This window comes from Tepidimonas fonticaldi (assembly GCF_001675355.1).
Lineage (GTDB): Bacteria > Pseudomonadota > Gammaproteobacteria > Burkholderiales > Burkholderiaceae_C > Tepidimonas > Tepidimonas fonticaldi.
In genome coordinates, this window is sequence record NZ_LZDH01000045.1 from 291,830 (window position 1) to 307,444 (window position 15,615).

A 15,615-nucleotide genomic window follows, 5' to 3' on the forward strand; every position below is an offset into this window, starting at 1 on the left:
TGGCAGCGCAGCGGATCGTGTCGGCGCATGGCTGGCCGGTCGCTGAGCGGCGCCTGCGACGACGGGCCCAAGACTGATCGCCTCGGCCGTGGTGGCCCAGGGATTCAAGTTGGGACTACATCATGATCCAAACGCAAACTCGACTCGATGTTGCTGACAACACGGGTGCCAAGTCCGTGATGTGCATCAAGGTGCTCGGCGGCTCCAAGCGCCGCTATGCCAGCGTGGGCGACATCATCAAGGTCAGCATCAAGGAAGCCGCGCCGCGTGGCCGCGTCAAGAAGGGCGAGGTCTACAACGCGGTCGTGGTGCGCACGGCCAAGGGCATTCGCCGCCCCGATGGCGCGCTCATCAAGTTCGACGGCAACGCCGCCGTGCTGCTCAACAACAAGCTGGAGCCGATCGGCACCCGCATCTTCGGCCCGGTCACGCGCGAGCTGCGCACCGAGCGTTTCATGAAGATCGTGTCCCTGGCGCCCGAAGTTCTCTGAGGAACCGTCATGAACAAGATCCGTACAGGCGACGAAGTCATCGTCATCACGGGGCGCGACAAGGGCAAGCGCGGCAAGGTGCTGCGCCGCGCCGATGAGCAGCGCGTGGTCGTCGAAGGGGTCAACGTGGTCAAGAAGCACGTGCGTCCCAATCCGCTCAAGGGCGTGCCCGGTGGCATCGTCGAGAAGACCATGCCCATCCACCAGTCCAACGTCGCGATCTTCAACCCGGTGACGGGCAAGGCCGACCGCGTGGGCATCAAGGTGCTGGCCGACGGCAAGAAAGTGCGCGTCTACAAGTCCAGCGGCGAAGAAATCAAGGTGGCATGACCATGGCACGTTTCCAACAACTCTACCGCGACAAGATCGCCCCGGCGCTCAAGGCGCAGTTCGGCTACCAGTCCGTCATGGAGGTGCCGCGCATCACCAAGATCACGCTCAACATGGGCGTGGGTGAGGCCGTGGCCGACAAGAAGGTGCTGGAAAACGCCGTCGCCGACCTGACCAAGATCGCCGGCCAGAAGCCCGTCGTGACCCGTGCCCGCAAGGCCATCGCCGGCTTCAAGATCCGCGAAGGCCAGCCGATCGGCTGCATGGTCACGCTGCGCGGTGCCCGCATGTACGAATTCCTGGACCGCTTCGTCACCATCGCGCTGCCGCGCGTGCGCGACTTCCGCGGCATCTCGGGGCGCGCGTTCGACGGCCGTGGCAACTACAACATCGGCGTCAAAGAGCAGATCATCTTCCCGGAAATCGAGTACGACAAGGTCGATGCGGTGCGTGGTCTGAACATCAGCATCACGACGACGGCCAAGACCGACGACGAGTGCAAGGCGCTGCTCGCCGGTTTCCGTTTCCCGTTCAAGAACTGAGGTGGTCCGTGGCTAAGCAAGCTTTGCTCCAGCGTGAACTCAAGCGCGACAAACTGGTCGCCAAGTTCGCCAACAAATACAACGAGTTGAAGGCCATCGCCAAGGACGCCAAGCGTTCCGACGAGGAGCGCGACGCCGCCCGCGCGGCGCTGCAGAAGCTGCCCCGCAACGCGAACCCGACCCGCCAGCGCAACCGCTGCGAGATCACCGGTCGTCCGCGTGGCACGTTCAAGCAATTCGGTCTGGCCCGCACCAAGATTCGCGAGCTGGCCTTTGCCGGTGAAATCCCCGGCGTGACCAAGGCCAGCTGGTAAGGCGCGAAGGAGAACCCCAAATGAGCATGAGTGATCCGATCGCCGACATGCTGACCCGCATCCGCAATGCGCAGATGGTGGACAAGGCCGTCGTGACGATGCCGGCTTCCAAGCTGAAGACCGCCATCGCACAGGTGCTGAAGGACGAGGGTTACATCGACGGCTTCCAGGTGAAAGAGGCCGACGGCAAGAAAGAGCTGGAAATCGCCCTGAAGTACTACGCCGGGCGTCCTGTCATCGAGCGCATCGAGCGCGTCAGCCGCCCGGGCCTGCGCGTCTACCGCGGCGCCAAGTCCATCCCCCAGGTCATGAACGGTCTGGGTGTGGCCATCGTCACCACGCCCAAGGGCGTGATGACCGACCGCAAGGCGCGCGCCGCCGGCGTGGGTGGCGAAGTGTTGTGCTACGTCGCCTGATGCGAGGCAGGAAGGAGCAACGCAAATGTCTCGTGTAGCGAAAGCCGCCATCACCATCCCGCAAGGCGTCGAGGTGGCGATTGGCCAGGACAGCATCAACGTCAAGGGCGCGCTCGGCGCGCTGAGCCTGCCGCTCAATCCCCGGGTCCAGGTGGTCCAGGACGGCGGCACGCTGACGTTCGCCCCGGCGGACGAAACCCGCGAAGCCAGCGCGCTCAGCGGTACTGTGCGCCAGCTCGTCAACAACATGGTCGTCGGTGTCAGCAAGGGCTTCGAGCGCAAGCTGACGCTGGTGGGCGTGGGCTACAAGGCCGCCGCCCAAGGCACCAAACTCAACCTCAACGTCGGGTTCTCGCACGCGGTCGAGATTGAGATGCCCGCGGGCGTCAAGGCCGAGACCCCGAGCCCGACCGAGATCCTGATCAAGGGCGCGGATCGCCAGCGCGTGGGCCAGGTGGCCGCCGAGGTCCGTTCGGTGCGTCCCCCCGAGCCCTACAAGGGCAAGGGCATCCGGTATGCGGATGAGAAGGTCGTCATCAAAGAGACCAAGAAGAAGTAAGGACTGCGAACATGTTGACCAAGAAAGAACAGCGTTTGCGTCGCGCGCGGCAGACCCGCATCCGCATCGCCCAGCAGGGCGCCGTGCGCCTGGCGGTGCACCGCACCAACCTGCACATCTACGCCAACATCATCTCGGGCGATGGCGCGCGCGTGCTGGCGTCGGCCTCCACGCTGGAGCCCGAAGTCCGTGCCCAGCTCGGCGGTGCCGGCAAGGGCGGCAACACCGCGGCGGCGGCCCTGATCGGCAAGCGCATTGCCGAGAAGGCCAAGGCGGCCGGCATCGAGAAGGTGGCGTTCGACCGCTCGGGCTTCGCATACCACGGCCGCGTCAAGGCCCTGGCCGAAGCCGCGCGTGAAGCCGGCCTGCAATTCTGACGGAGCGGGTGACGCAAATGGCAAAAATGCAAGCTAACGTGAAGACCGAGGCCAACGACGACGGCCTGCGCGAGAAGATGATCTCGGTCAACCGCGTGACCAAGGTGGTCAAGGGTGGCCGCATCATGGGTTTCGCGGCGCTGACCGTGGTGGGCGATGGCGACGGCCGCATCGGCATGGGCAAGGGCAAGGCGCGTGAAGTGCCGGTGTCCGTGCAAAAGGCCATGGACGAGGCGCGTCGCAGCATGTTCAAGGTGTCGCTCAAGGGCGGCACGCTGCACCACGAGGTCAAGGGCCACCACGGCGCCTCCACCGTCATCATGATGCCCGCCCCCAAGGGGACCGGCATCATCGCCGGCGGTCCGATGCGCGCCGTCTTCGAGGTCATGGGCATCACCGACGTCGTGGCCAAGAGCCACGGCTCCACCAACCCGTACAACCTGGTGCGCGCGACGCTGGACGCCCTGCGCAAGTCGACCACGCCGGCCGAGATCGCCGCCAAGCGCGGCAAGTCGGTCGAGGAACTCGTGGCCTGATCGGGAGAACACCATGACGACCCCCAACACCGTCAAAGTCAAGCTCGTGCGCAGCCCGATCGGCTGCAAAGAGTCCCACCGCGCCACGGTGCGCGGCCTGGGCCTGCGCAAGCTGGGCAGCGTGCGCGAGCTGCAGGACACCCCTGCCGTGCGCGGCATGATCAACAAGGTGAGCTACCTGGTTCAGGTGCTCTGATCGGAGTCTCGAGATGGAACTCAACACCCTCAAGCCCGCTGCGGGCTCGAAGAAGCCCCGCCGCCGCGTCGGCCGTGGCATCGGTTCCGGTCTGGGCAAGACGGCGGGCCGCGGCCACAAAGGCCAGAAGTCCCGCTCGGGCGGCTTCCACAAGGTCGGCTTCGAAGGCGGTCAGATGCCGCTGCAGCGCCGCCTGCCCAAGCGCGGCTTCAAGTCGCAGGCGCTCAAGTTCAACGCCGAAGTGACGCTGGCTGACCTGCAGGCGCTGGGTCAGGCCGAGGTCGACCTGCTCACCCTGAAGCAGGCCGGGCTCGTACCCCAACTGGCCAAGAAGGTCAAGGTCATCAAGACCGGTGAGCTCAGCATCGCCGTCAAGCTGACCAACGTCGCGGCCACGGCCGGCGCCAAGGCTGCCATCGAGGCGGCGGGCGGCTCGGTGGCCTGATCGGTCGTACCACGCACCCGGGATCGCTCGTGGCCACCAACGCAACGACTCTCGCCAAGACCGGCAAGTTCGGCGACCTGCGTCGCCGGCTGGTGTTCCTGCTGCTGGCCCTGGTGGTGTACCGGATCGGGGCGCACATCCCCGTGCCGGGCATCGACCCCGTTCAGCTCGAACAGCTGTTCAAGGGCCAGCAGGGCGGCATCCTGAGTCTGTTCAACATGTTCTCGGGCGGGGCGCTGTCGCGCTTCACGGTGTTCGCGCTCGGGATCATGCCGTACATCTCGGCGTCGATCATCATGCAACTGATGACCTACGTCGTGCCGACGTTCGAGCAGCTCAAGAAAGAAGGCGAGGCCGGTCGTCGCAAGATCACCCAGTACACGCGCTACGGCACGTTGCTGCTGGCGGTCTTCCAGGCGCTGGGCATTGCGCTGGCGCTGGAGGGCTCGCCCGGTCTGGTGATCGACCCCGGCCTGACGTTCCGCTTTACCGCGGTGGTCAGCCTGGTGGCGGGCACGATGTTCCTGATGTGGCTGGGCGAGCAGATCACCGAGCGCGGCCTGGGCAACGGCATTTCGATCCTGATCTTCGCGGGTATCGCGGCCGGTCTGCCCAACGCCATCGGCGGCCTGCTGGAGCTGGTGCGCACCGGCGCCATGAGTATCCTGGCGGCGATCTTCATCGTCGCGCTGGTGATCGTGGTGACCTATGGCGTGGTCTTCATCGAGCGCGGCCAGCGCCGCATTCTGGTGAACTACGCGCGCCGCCAGGTCGGCAACAAGGTCTACGGCGGCCAGTCGTCGCACCTGCCGCTCAAGCTCAACATGGCCGGTGTGATTCCGCCGATCTTCGCCTCGTCGATCATCCTGCTGCCCACCACGCTGGTGAGCTGGATGAGCACGGGCGACGGCACCCGCTGGTTGCGCGATCTGGCCTCGGCCCTGTCGCCGGGACAGCCGATCTATGTGGCGTTCTACGCCACGGCGATCGTGTTCTTCTGCTTCTTCTACACGGCGCTCGTGTTCAACAGCCGCGAGACGGCCGACAACCTGAAGAAGAGCGGCGCGTTCATCCCCGGGATCCGTCCCGGCGACCAGACCGCGCGCTACATCGACAAGATTCTGCTGCGGCTGACGCTGGCCGGCGCCGTCTACATCACGCTGGTGTGCCTGCTGCCGGAGTTTCTGATCCTGAAGTACAACGTGCCGTTCTATTTCGGTGGCACGTCCCTGCTGATCATCGTCGTCGTGACGATGGACTTCTGGGCGCAGGTGCAGAACTACATGATGTCGCAGCAGTACGAGTCGCTGTTGAAGAAGGCCTCGTTCAAGGCCACGGGTGCGTAAGAACATGGCGAAGGACGACGTCATCGAGATGCAGGGTGAGGTGATCGAAAACCTCCCCAATGCCACCTTCCGGGTCAAACTGGAAAACGGGCATGTCGTGCTGGGGCACATCTCCGGCAAGATGCGGATGCACTACATCCGCATCCTGCCCGGGGACAAGGTCAAGGTCGAGCTCACACCGTACGACCTGACCCGCGCCCGCATCGTGTTTCGCGCCAAGTGAGCGACCGATTTTCGTTTTTAGGAGAGCAACATGCGAGTTTCGGCTTCCGTCAAGAAAATGTGCCGCAACTGTAAGATCATCCGTCGCCATGGCGTCGTGCGCGTGATTTGCACCGACCCGCGACACAAGCAGCGTCAAGGCTGATTCGAGTAGAGGACCACCATGGCACGTATCGCTGGTATCAACATCCCGCCGCACAAGCACGCCGAGATCGGCCTGACGGCGATCTATGGCATCGGCCGCACCCGTGCGCGCCTGATCTGCGACGCCTGCGGGATTCCGTATTCGAAGAAGATCAAGGACCTGTCCGACGCCGAACTCGAAAAGGTGCGTGAGCAGGTCGGTCGGCTCACGATCGAGGGCGACCTGCGTCGTGAGGTGACGATGAACATCAAGCGCCTGATGGACATCGGCTGCTACCGCGGTTTCCGTCACCGCCGTGGCCTGCCGGTGCGTGGTCAGCGCACCAAGACCAATGCGCGCACGCGCAAGGGTCCGCGCAAAGCCGCTCAGCCGCTGAAGAAGTAATCCGCCGCATAAAGGACAGTCATGGCCAAGTCTCCTTCCGCCAACGCCGCGGCCCGCGTGCGCAAGAAGGTTCGCAAGAACATCGCCGACGGCATCGCGCACGTGCACGCGTCGTTCAACAACACCATCATCACCATCACCGACCGCCAGGGCAATGCGCTGGCTTGGGCGTCGGCCGGTGGTCAGGGCTTCAAGGGTTCGCGCAAGTCCACCCCGTTTGCCGCGCAGGTCGCCTCCGAGGCGGCGGGCCGCGCCGCGATGGAGCAGGGCATCAAGAACCTGGACGTCGAGATCAAGGGCCCCGGCCCGGGTCGCGAGTCGTCGGTGCGTGCGCTGGGTGCGCTGGGCATCAAGATCACGTCCATCTCCGACGTGACGCCGGTGCCGCACAACGGCTGCCGCCCCCCGAAGCGTCGCCGCATCTGATGCGGGCGATGGGCCGCTTGACACAGCGGCCGTCGAGCGCGCTACAATAGCAAGCTTTTCTTTGAGCGCCGCCCGCGCCGGTTCGTCGGGTGGCATCGATGTTTAGACCACCGCCAGCGTGGGCTGGTGCGACGACAGGCCCGGGGTCGATACCCGGGCGACCGAACGAACATCCCCGTCGGCGTCGCACCCACCCGCTGGCTCCCGCAATGGCCCCGGTCGGGGTGGGTTGCGGCAGTACGGAAAGGATCACCAGTGGCACGTTACCTCGGCCCCAAGGCCAAGCTCTCCCGCCGTGAAGGCACCGACCTGTTCCTGAAGAGCGCGCGCCGCTCCATCAGCGACAAGGCCAAGTTCGACACCAAGCCCGGCCAGCACGGCCGCACCTCGGGCTCCCGCACCTCGGACTTCGGTCTGCAGCTGCGCGAGAAGCAAAAGGTCAAGCGCATGTACGGTGTGCTGGAGCGCCAGTTCCGCCGCTATTTTGCCGAGGCCGACCGCCGCCGGGGCAACACCGGTCAGAACCTGCTGTCCATCCTCGAGTCGCGCCTGGACAACGTCGTCTACCGCATGGGCTTTGCCTCCACCCGTGCCGAGGCCCGCCAGCTCGTCTCGCACAAGGGCATCAGCGTCAACGGCCAGACGGTCAACATCCCGTCCTACCTGGTCAACGCGGGTGACGTCGTCGCCGTGCGCGAGAAGGCCCGCAACCAGAGCCGCGTCAAGGAAGCGCTGGAGCTGGCCAAGCAGATCGGTTTCCCGGGCTGGGTCGAAGTGGCGGCCGACAAGTGCGAAGGCGTCTTCAAGAAGGTGCCGGACCGCGACGAATTCGGTGCCGACATCAACGAATCGCTGATCGTCGAACTGTACTCGCGTTGATCCTCGGGCGTGCCCCATTAGAGCCCGGATTCCGCCTTCCGCGGGATCCGGGATTTTGTGCTCCATCGGCCTTATCGGTGTAACGAGCCGAGGGTATTGAAGGAAGTCCGAATGCTGAATAACCTGCTCAAACCCAAGACCATCCAAGTCGAGCGCCTGTCGGCCAATCGCGCCGAGGTGACGCTCGAGCCCTTCGAGCGGGGCTATGGCCACACGCTGGGCAACGCGCTGCGGCGGGTGCTGCTGTCGTCGATGGTCGGGCACGCACCGACGGAGGTCACGATCGCGGGCGTGGTGCACGAATTCTCCACCATCGACGGGGTGCAGGAGGACGTGGTGCACATCCTGCTCAACCTCAAAGGCGTGGTGTTCAAGCTGCACAACCGCGACGAGGTGACGCTGAGCCTGCGCAAGGAAGGCGAAGGCGTGGTCACGGCCGGCGACATCCAGACGCCGCACGACGTCGAGATCCTCAACCCCGAGCATCCGATTGCCACGCTCGCGCCCGGCGCCAAGCTGGACATGCAGATCAAGGTCGAAAAGGGCCGCGGCTATGTGCCGGGCAACCTGCGCAAGGGCGACGACCACCGCAACAGCATCGGCCGCATCGTGCTGGACGCCTCGTTCTCGCCGATCAAGCGCGTCAGCTACGCGGTGGAAAACGCCCGCGTCGAGCAGCGCACCGATCTGGACAAGCTGGTGCTGGACATCGAGACCAATGGCGCCATCGGTCCGGAGGAGGCGGTGCGCGCCGCGGCCAAGATCCTGGTCGAGCAATTGTCGGTGTTCGCGCAGCTCGAGGGCGGCGCGGCGTTCGAGGCCGGTGCCGGTGCCAAGGCGGGCGCTCCGGCGTTCGATCCGATCCTGCTGCGTCCGGTCGACGAGCTGGAGCTGACCGTGCGCTCGGCCAACTGCCTCAAGGCCGAGAACATCTACTACATCGGTGATCTGATCCAGCGCACCGAAAACGAGCTGCTCAAGACCCCCAACCTGGGCCGCAAGTCGCTCAACGAGATCAAGGAAGTGCTGGCTTCGCGCGGCCTGACGCTGGGCATGAAGCTCGACAACTGGCCGCCGGCGGGGCTGGAAAAGCACTGACCGCGGTTTTCCCCTCAACCCAGTGACCCCCGGCGGTACCTGATCCGGCCGCCGGTGACAAGACAGAAAGGAACCTACCATGCGTCACGGACACGGACTTCGCAAACTCAACCGCACCAGCTCGCACCGCCAGGCGATGCTGCGCAACATGGCCAACTCGCTGCTCAAGCACGAGGCCATCAAGACCACGCTGCCCAAGGCCAAGGAACTGCGCCGCGTCGTCGAGCCGCTGATCACGCTGGCCAAGACCCCCACGCTGGCCAACCGCCGTCTGGCCTTCGACCGCCTGCGCGACCGCGACACGGTGGTCAAGCTGTTCAACGAGCTGGGCCCGCGCTTCCAAAACCGTCCGGGCGGCTACACGCGCATCCTGAAGATGGGCTTCCGCGTCGGCGACAATGCGCCGATGGCCTACATGGAACTGGTCGATCGCGCCGAGCCGGCGGCCGACGCCGCGGCGGCTGGCGACAAAGCCGAATAATCGTGCTATAATTTCAGCTTCTGACGCGCGGTGGAGCAGTCTGGTAGCTCGTTGGGCTCATAACCCAAAGGTCGGTGGTTCAAATCCATCCCGCGCAACCAAACATTCAAACCCGTTGGCCAGCCGCCAACGGGTTTTTTGTTATTTGGCTTGGGCGCTGCGGGGGCGCGGCCAGCCCGTCGCGGATGCCACGTCGGCATCGTGTTCGCCCAGCCGCGGGGCCGGATGGCGCAGCGCTCCGGGGGTGTCGCTCAGCTTGGGGACGATACCGGGCACCTTCAGCGGACGGCCCTCGCGGTCGGTGGATGGCAGCACCATGCCGCGCGCGTGGTACTGCGGATCGGTGGCGATGTCGGCGGCGGTGTAGATCTTGCCCACCGGCACGTCTGCGGCGTCCAGCGCGGCGATGACCTCGTCCACGCTGCGGTCGCGGGTCCAGGCTTCGATGGCGGCGTCGAGTTCCGCCGCGCGCCGGGCCCGGCCGTCGTTGTGGGCGAGGTCGGGGTCCTGAGCCAGGTCGTCGCGGCCGATGGCGCGCATCAGGCGGCGGAAAATCCCGTCGCCGTTGCCGCCGATCAGCACATAGCTGTCCTGCCCGTCCGCGCCGGGGCGGCAGCGGTAGGCGTTGGAGGGGGCGATGCCGGGCAGGGCGCTGCCGGCGCGCTCGCGCACCACGCCAAAGGCGTCGTACTCGGGCAGCAGACTCTCCATCAGATTGAACACACTTTCGTACAGCGCGACGTCCACCATCTGACCCTGGCCGCCCCGGGCGTCGCGGTGGTAGAGCGCCAGCAGCACACCGATGACGCCGTGCAGCGCCGCGATCGAGTCGCCGATCGACACGCCGGTGCGCACCGGCACCCGGCCCGGCTCGCCGGTCAGGTAGCGCAGGCCGCCCATGGCCTCGCCCAGGATGCCAAAGCCCGGTTTGTGCGCATAGGGGCCGGTTTGACCATAGCCCGACAGGCGCAACATGACCAGCCGCGGGTTGAGCGCGTGCAAGGCGTCCCAGCCCAAGCCCCAGCTTTCCAGCGTGCCGGGCTTGAAGTTTTCGATCAACACGTCGGCTTCGGCGGCCAGGCGCCGCACCAGGGCCTGCCCGTCCGCGCTGCGCAGGTCGGCGCGCACGGAGCGTTTGTTGCGCGACTGCACCTCCCACCAGACCGAGGTGCCGTCGCGCAGCAGGCGCCATTTGCGCAGCGGATCGCCGCCATCGGGGGGCTCGATCTTGATGACGTCGGCGCCAAAATCGGCGAGCGTCTTGGCCGCAAAGGGCCCGGCGATGAGTTGACCGAGTTCCAGCACGCGGATGCCGGCGAGCGGCCCGCCCGCGCGCGCTTGGGTTGGGGAGGGGTGGGTGTTCATGGCATCAGTGGCGCGCCTCGACACGGGCGGCGAGCAGGCGTTCGATGTGGTCGAGCAGGCCGTCGCAGGCGTCTTCCACCAGATCGAGCACATGCTCGAAACCGTCGGCGCCGCCATAGTACGGGTCCGGGACCACGGGGCTGTCGTGGCGGCGGCAAAACTCCGTCAGTCGGCGCAGCTTGCGCCGGTGCGGGGGCGGGCACACGGCTTCGGCCAGGGCCAGGTTGTCCCAGTCCATGGCCAGCAGCAGGTCGGCGTGTTCAAAATCAACGGCCGCCAGTTGCCGCGCGCGCAGATCGGCCAGATCGTAGCCGCGCAGCCGGGCGTGGTGCTGGCTGCGGGGGTCGGGCGCTTCGCCAACGTGGTAGGCGTGCGTGCCGGCCGACGACACCGCCACGCGATGGTGCAAGCCGCGCGCCTGCAGCCGGAGGCGGAACACGCCGTGCGCCGTGGGGCTGCGGCAGATGTTGCCCATGCAAAAAAAGACGACCCGGTATTCGTACGCGGCATCCATGCGCCGATTGTGCCGGATCGGGCCCGCTGCCGCCTCAGCCGGCCAGGGCGGGGAACAGGCGGGTGAGTCCGCTGGCCATGACCTCCACCGCCAACGCGGCCAGGATCAGGCCCATGAGCCGCGTCATGACGTTGATGCCCGTCTTGCCGAGCACGCGCGCGATGGGCTCGGCCAGCGTGAAGCACAGCGCCGTGGCGGCGGCGATGACCACGCCGTAGCCCACCAGCGCCGCGTGCTGCCAGAAGGTCTTGGCCTGGTCGGCGTAGATGACCACGGTGGACATGGTGGCGGGGCCCGTGAGCAGTGGAATGGTCAGCGGCACGACGGCGATGGAGGCGCGGCTGGCGGCGTCGTCCACCTCGTCGCGGGTGGTTTTGGCTTCGGCCGGCTGGGCGTTCAGCATGGACAGGGACGACATGAGCAGCAGCATGCCGCCGCCGACCTGAAAGCTGGCCAGCGAGATGCCAAAAAACTCCAGGATCTGCAACCCCGCCAGGGCGGAGACGGCGATCACGGCAAACGCGGACAGGGCCGAGATGGCGATGGTGCGCTGGCGCTGGCGCGCGGAAAACCCCAGGGTGTAGTGAATGAAGAAGGGGACGATCGCCAGCGGATTGACGATGGCCAGCAGCGTGATCAGTGGCTTGAGGTCCATGGTCGCCATTGTGCGGGCATTGTGCGTGCGCGCCCGCCGGTTTGCGCTACGCTCCGGCCTGCAGGGGCACCGTGCCCGTGGAAGGATGGCATCGGCAATGAACACCGTCATCGAACTGGCGCCCCCGGATGGGGCGCGCATCCCGGCCTATGTGGCCCGCCCAGCCGGCGCTGCGCGCGGCGGTCTGGTGGTGCTGCAGGAGATTTTTGGCGTCAATGCGCACATCCGCGCCGTGGCCGACGGCTACGCCGCCGAGGGCTATGTGGCCGTGGCGCCGGCGCTGTTTCACCGTGTGCGCCCCGGGGTGGAGTTGGGCTACACCGCCGAGGACATGCAGGTGGGCATGGGCCTGAAGGCGGCGGTGGAGGCGCTGCCGCCGCCCGGGGTGCTGCCCGACATCCAGGCCGCCATCGACGAGGCGGCGCGCGCCAGCGGCGGGCGGCGCGTCGGTGTCGTGGGCTATTGCTGGGGCGGGCTGATGGCGTGGCGCAGCGCCTGCCTGTTGCACGGCCTGAGCGCTGCAGTGCCGTACTACGGCGGAGGCGTCACGGCGCCGGTGGAGGCGGCGCGCGAGCCGCGCTGTCCGGTGCTGGCGCATTTTGCCGAGCGGGACCGCTGGATTCCCCTGCCGGAGGTGCAGGCCTTCGCGGCGGCCCATCCCACGGTCCAGGTGCACACCTATGCCGCCGACCACGGCTTCAACTGCGACCAGCGCGGGGCCTACGATGCGGCGGCGGCGCGCCTGGCCCGTGAGCGCACGCTGGCCTTTTTGCGGCAGCACGTCGGCTGATCCGGCGTGGCCGGTGGGCGCGCGGGGTGCTCAGGCCGGCCCGGGTTGCCGGGCGCGCAGCCACGCCAGCAACTCGGCCGGTGCCATTGCGCGGGCATACAGCCAGCCCTGGAAGGCGTCGCACCCGTGCAGGCGCAGAAAGTCGCGCTGCTCGGGGGTTTCCACCCCCTCGGCCACCACCCGCAGGCCCAGGTCGTGCGCCATGGACAGGGTGGCGCGCACGATGGCCGCGCTGTCCGGGTCCCCGGGCACCCCGTTGACGAAGGACCGGTCGATCTTGAGCTTGCCGATCGGCAGGCGCTGCAGATAGCCCAGGCTGGAGTAGCCAGTCCCAAAATCGTCCAGGCACAGCTCCACCCCCAGTTGGGTGAGGGCGCGCATGCGCTCGGTCACGTCGGCGCCGGCCTGCACCAGCAGGCTTTCGGTGATTTCCAGCTCCACCAGCCGGGTGGCCGGGCCCAGGTCGCGCAGCGCGTCGCGCACATGGTCCACAAAACCCGGGCGGGCAAATTCGATGGGCGAGATGTTGACCGCCAGCCGCACCTGCGCGAACAGCGGCGCGTCGGCGCTGGCGTGCCAGGCGGCGAGCTGTCGGCACGCGGTCTGCAGCACCCACGCCCCCAGGCGGTCGATGATGCCGGCGTCCTCGGCAACACCGATGAATTCCGCCGGCGAGATGGGGCCGAGCGCGGGGTCGTCCCAGCGCAGCAAGGCCTCCAGCCCGAGCAGGCGCCGCCCGTCGGCGTCGATCTGGGGCTGGTAGACGAGGCTCAGCCCGCCGCGCAGCGGGTCATCCACCGCTTGGCGCAGGGCGGATTCGAGCGCGAGGCGGCGCGAGACGTGCTCGTGCATGGACGGCTCGAAGAAGCGCCACTGGTTGCGGCCCGCCGCCTTGGCGGCGTACATGGCCGTGTCGGCGTGGCGCAGCAGGGTTTCTACCGTGCTGCCGTCGTAGGGGAACACCGTCACCCCCAGGCTGGCACCGACGCGCACCTGCACGCCGTCCAGATCGATCGGCTCGTCCAGGGTGCGGGCGATCTTGCGCGCCACGGTGGCGGCGCCGTCGCGCCCCTTCACCCACGGCAGCAGGGCGATGAATTCGTCGCCGCCGAAGCGCCCCAGCACGTCGCGCGAGCGCAGACATGCCTGCAGCCGCGTCGCCACGGTCTGCAGCAGGCGATCCCCCTGGGCGTGCCCCAGGCTGTCGTTGACGTGTTTGAAGCGGTCCAGGTCCAGGAAGATGATGCCCACCTCCTGCCCGCTGCGCCGCGCCGTGGACAGCACCGCCTCGGCCTGCTCGGTCCAAAAGCTGCGGTTGACCAGGCCGGTGAGGGCGTCGAAGTGCGCGAGCTGGATCAGGCTGGCGTGGCTGCGCGCCAGCTCGAGCGTGCGCTGCTCCACCAACTGCTCGACCCGCCGGCGCTGGCCGGTGGTGACCAGCAAAAACGCCGCCAGCAGCGCCACGGTCAGAAAGGCCGTGCTCGCCGTCAGGTGCATGCGCGCGTCGGCCGCGTTCTGGCGCCAAAAGCCCTCGGTGGTGTCCAGCCGCAGCACCCAGGCGCGCTGGGCAAACCGCAGCGGCCACTCGGTACGGGCGCCCAGATGGTCCGGCGACGTGGCGCGCTCGCAGCCCCCCGGCCCCGCCAGACGCCGGTTGTCCGGGCTGGCGTCGCGGTCCATCAGACACAGCGCCAAGCCCTCCAGCGGCACGGCTTCCAGCCCCGCCTGGGTGACGTCCCCCATGCGAAACGCGGTCGAGACGATGCCCAGCACCTCGCCGCTGCCGTGGGCCGCGCGGACCGCGTGGTAGACGACGATGCCGCGCTGGGAGCCTTGCTCCTGCACCAGGCGAAAGGGTTCGGTGGCCTGTGGGCGTCCGCTGTCGATGGCGCGCTGGGTGGCCCGTCGCAGCGGCTCGAAGGTCAAAATGTCCAGCCCGCGCGCGGCCTGGTTGGTGGCCAGCGGCGCCAGCCGCGTGATCACCATGTGCTCGTCGGCGTCCGGTGCCGGAAAGCGGCGGCCCGTGGCGTCGCGCGCCATGATCGGCCAGCCGGGGTCGCAGCATTCGTAGTGCGGACGGTCGGCGCGCGAGACCCGCCAGTTGAACGTGAAGTTTTGCGTGCCGGGGTAGCGGCGCAGCCACAGCTCGGCCGCGCGCTCGAACTCGTCTTGCCCCATGGTGGGGGCGCGAGCCATCAGCTGGCCCATGGCCTCCAGCGCATCGATTTGCGCGTCCAAGCGGCGCTGCAGCGTTTGCGCCGCCTGTTCGCCCGCCTGCTCGGCGCGCAGCCGCAACTGCTGGGCCTGGGCATCGGCCAGCAGCCGCACCACGCCCCCGGCCAGCAGCAGCGCCAGCGCAAGCGGTATGCCCACGCCCCGGCGCCGCGCTTGCCACGCCGAGCGCGGCTCGCCAAAGGCCACCCACATCAGCGGCACGACCAGCACCGCGCCCAAGGCATCGCCCAGCCACCAACTTCCCCATTGTCCCCAGGCGTCGGTGGCGGCGATGACGCCGCGGGCCACCAGCGTCGGCACGGCCACGCTGGCGTTGACCAGCGCGCCCAGGGGCAGCACCACGAACAGCAGCCGCAGCACCAGGCGCGGCTCGTCGAGGGTGGATGGGTAGCCGACCCAGCGCCGGATGGCCCAGGCCGAGACCGCCGCCATAGCCATCGCGCCCAGCGCCGGTACCACGATCGCCCAGTGGCGCCAGTCCGCGCCAAGGCTGTCGTGCGTCAGGATCTGCACCGCCAGCGCGCCGGCCAGAACCCCGGGCCAGGCCCACCGGCCCCAGACCAGCGCGGCACCCGCCGCCACACCGGCCGGGAAGAACACCACGATGGCGTAGTCCGGCGGAACGCGCAGTTGCAAGGCCAGCCAGCCGCCGATCAGATACGCCAGCGCCGTGATGAGGGTACAGCCCAGCCCGCGCAGTCCGTGGTGCGTGGGGGCGGTGCTGGCAGCAGGGTCAACGACGTCCATGATGGTTTGAGTGTGGCCGCACTGTAGCACCGCGCACGGGGCCTTCCGAGCGGCGTGGTTGCCGGCGATCGGGGTTTACCCGCAAATGGCCCTGCGCCGGCGCGGGAAAGCGCGCCATCCGC

Annotated in this window: 23 protein-coding genes and 1 tRNA gene; 20 read left to right on the plus strand and 4 right to left on the minus strand. The window is 67.7% G+C overall.

The features are described from left to right. The first annotated feature begins 122 nt into the window (after positions 1 to 122). From rplN to A9O67_RS05610, 19 genes are all read left to right on the plus strand, one after another. Complete coding sequence (gene rplN, locus A9O67_RS05525) at positions 123 to 491, plus strand: 50S ribosomal protein L14 (protein WP_043700216.1); 369 nt, start codon at positions 123 to 125, stop codon at positions 489 to 491. A gap of 9 nt (positions 492 to 500) precedes the next feature. Continuing rightward, complete coding sequence (gene rplX, locus A9O67_RS05530; protein ID WP_068608176.1) at positions 501 to 821, plus strand: 50S ribosomal protein L24; 321 nt, start codon at positions 501 to 503, stop codon at positions 819 to 821. 2 nt (positions 822 to 823) lie between these two features. Then, entirely contained in the window at positions 824 to 1,363 is a 540-nt protein-coding gene (gene rplE, locus A9O67_RS05535; protein WP_058615883.1) for a 50S ribosomal protein L5, read from the plus strand. Positions 1,364 to 1,371: 8 nt separating this feature from the next. After that, complete coding sequence (gene rpsN / locus A9O67_RS05540) at positions 1,372 to 1,677, plus strand: 30S ribosomal protein S14 (RefSeq protein ID WP_068608178.1); 306 nt, start codon at positions 1,372 to 1,374, stop codon at positions 1,675 to 1,677. 20 nt (positions 1,678 to 1,697) lie between these two features. Then, positions 1,698 to 2,093, plus strand: coding sequence for a 30S ribosomal protein S8 (rpsH, locus tag A9O67_RS05545; protein ID WP_068608180.1), 396 nt, complete (start codon positions 1,698 to 1,700; stop codon positions 2,091 to 2,093). 25 nt (positions 2,094 to 2,118) lie between these two features. Beyond that, positions 2,119 to 2,652: a 50S ribosomal protein L6 gene (rplF, locus tag A9O67_RS05550; protein ID WP_068608182.1), complete on the plus strand. Its 534-nt coding sequence runs from the start codon at positions 2,119 to 2,121 to the stop codon at positions 2,650 to 2,652. 11 nt (positions 2,653 to 2,663) lie between these two features. After that, the gene (gene rplR / locus A9O67_RS05555; protein WP_068608184.1) at positions 2,664 to 3,029 is read left to right on the plus strand and encodes a 50S ribosomal protein L18; all 366 of its coding nucleotides are present in this window, start codon (positions 2,664 to 2,666) and stop codon (positions 3,027 to 3,029) included. A 17-nt stretch (positions 3,030 to 3,046) separates the two neighbouring features. Then, positions 3,047 to 3,565, plus strand: coding sequence for a 30S ribosomal protein S5 (gene rpsE / locus A9O67_RS05560; protein ID WP_068608186.1), 519 nt, complete (start codon positions 3,047 to 3,049; stop codon positions 3,563 to 3,565). Between the two features lie 13 nt (positions 3,566 to 3,578). After that, complete coding sequence (gene rpmD, locus A9O67_RS05565; protein WP_068608188.1) at positions 3,579 to 3,761, plus strand: 50S ribosomal protein L30; 183 nt, start codon at positions 3,579 to 3,581, stop codon at positions 3,759 to 3,761. A gap of 13 nt (positions 3,762 to 3,774) precedes the next feature. Beyond that, positions 3,775 to 4,206: a 50S ribosomal protein L15 gene (gene rplO / locus A9O67_RS05570; RefSeq protein WP_068608190.1), complete on the plus strand. Its 432-nt coding sequence runs from the start codon at positions 3,775 to 3,777 to the stop codon at positions 4,204 to 4,206. A 29-nt stretch (positions 4,207 to 4,235) separates the two neighbouring features. Further along, positions 4,236 to 5,552 (plus strand): preprotein translocase subunit SecY, encoded by a 1,317-nt coding sequence (gene secY / locus A9O67_RS05575; RefSeq protein ID WP_068608192.1) that lies wholly within the window; start codon positions 4,236 to 4,238, stop codon positions 5,550 to 5,552. 4 nt (positions 5,553 to 5,556) lie between these two features. Further along, a complete protein-coding gene (gene infA, locus A9O67_RS05580) occupies positions 5,557 to 5,775 on the plus strand; it encodes a translation initiation factor IF-1 (RefSeq protein WP_043700245.1) in 219 nt (72 codons plus the stop codon). Positions 5,776 to 5,805: 30 nt separating this feature from the next. Further along, a complete protein-coding gene (gene rpmJ, locus A9O67_RS13060; protein WP_072242940.1) occupies positions 5,806 to 5,919 on the plus strand; it encodes a 50S ribosomal protein L36 in 114 nt (37 codons plus the stop codon). Positions 5,920 to 5,937: 18 nt separating this feature from the next. Then, a complete protein-coding gene (gene rpsM / locus A9O67_RS05585) occupies positions 5,938 to 6,303 on the plus strand; it encodes a 30S ribosomal protein S13 (protein WP_068608194.1) in 366 nt (121 codons plus the stop codon). A 21-nt stretch (positions 6,304 to 6,324) separates the two neighbouring features. Further along, on the plus strand, positions 6,325 to 6,729 hold the full coding sequence (gene rpsK / locus A9O67_RS05590) for a 30S ribosomal protein S11 (RefSeq protein ID WP_043700250.1): 405 nt from the start codon (positions 6,325 to 6,327) through the stop codon (positions 6,727 to 6,729). A gap of 255 nt (positions 6,730 to 6,984) precedes the next feature. Next, positions 6,985 to 7,608 (plus strand): 30S ribosomal protein S4, encoded by a 624-nt coding sequence (rpsD, locus tag A9O67_RS05595; protein ID WP_068608195.1) that lies wholly within the window; start codon positions 6,985 to 6,987, stop codon positions 7,606 to 7,608. Between the two features lie 111 nt (positions 7,609 to 7,719). After that, positions 7,720 to 8,706 (plus strand): DNA-directed RNA polymerase subunit alpha, encoded by a 987-nt coding sequence (locus A9O67_RS05600; protein WP_068608197.1) that lies wholly within the window; start codon positions 7,720 to 7,722, stop codon positions 8,704 to 8,706. A gap of 79 nt (positions 8,707 to 8,785) precedes the next feature. Further along, positions 8,786 to 9,187 carry a 50S ribosomal protein L17 gene (gene rplQ / locus A9O67_RS05605; RefSeq protein WP_068608199.1) on the plus strand — a complete coding sequence of 134 codons (402 nt, stop codon included), beginning with the start codon at positions 8,786 to 8,788 and terminating at the stop codon, positions 9,185 to 9,187. 24 nt (positions 9,188 to 9,211) lie between these two features. Continuing rightward, positions 9,212 to 9,288: transfer RNA gene (locus tag A9O67_RS05610), tRNA-Met, on the plus strand. Positions 9,289 to 9,328: 40 nt separating this feature from the next. Here A9O67_RS05610 and A9O67_RS05615 read toward each other — a convergent pair. The 3 genes from A9O67_RS05615 to A9O67_RS05625 are packed head-to-tail and all read right to left on the minus strand — an operon-like array spanning position 9,329 to position 11,721. Next, positions 9,329 to 10,552 (minus strand): CaiB/BaiF CoA transferase family protein, encoded by a 1,224-nt coding sequence (locus A9O67_RS05615; protein WP_068608201.1) that lies wholly within the window; start codon positions 10,550 to 10,552, stop codon positions 9,329 to 9,331. 4 nt (positions 10,553 to 10,556) lie between these two features. Continuing rightward, positions 10,557 to 11,066, minus strand: coding sequence for a low molecular weight protein-tyrosine-phosphatase (locus tag A9O67_RS05620; protein WP_068608203.1), 510 nt, complete (start codon positions 11,064 to 11,066; stop codon positions 10,557 to 10,559). Positions 11,067 to 11,100: 34 nt separating this feature from the next. Beyond that, positions 11,101 to 11,721: a MarC family protein gene (locus A9O67_RS05625; protein ID WP_068608329.1), complete on the minus strand. Its 621-nt coding sequence runs from the start codon at positions 11,719 to 11,721 to the stop codon at positions 11,101 to 11,103. A gap of 97 nt (positions 11,722 to 11,818) precedes the next feature. Between A9O67_RS05625 and A9O67_RS05630 the strand changes: the two genes are divergently transcribed. Beyond that, a complete protein-coding gene (locus A9O67_RS05630) occupies positions 11,819 to 12,511 on the plus strand; it encodes a dienelactone hydrolase family protein (protein WP_068608205.1) in 693 nt (230 codons plus the stop codon). A gap of 30 nt (positions 12,512 to 12,541) precedes the next feature. On the opposite strand, the gene A9O67_RS05635 is transcribed toward A9O67_RS05630, so the two are convergent. Beyond that, positions 12,542 to 15,493: a bifunctional diguanylate cyclase/phosphodiesterase gene (locus A9O67_RS05635; protein ID WP_082955386.1), complete on the minus strand. Its 2,952-nt coding sequence runs from the start codon at positions 15,491 to 15,493 to the stop codon at positions 12,542 to 12,544. Positions 15,494 to 15,615 lie beyond the last annotated feature (122 nt).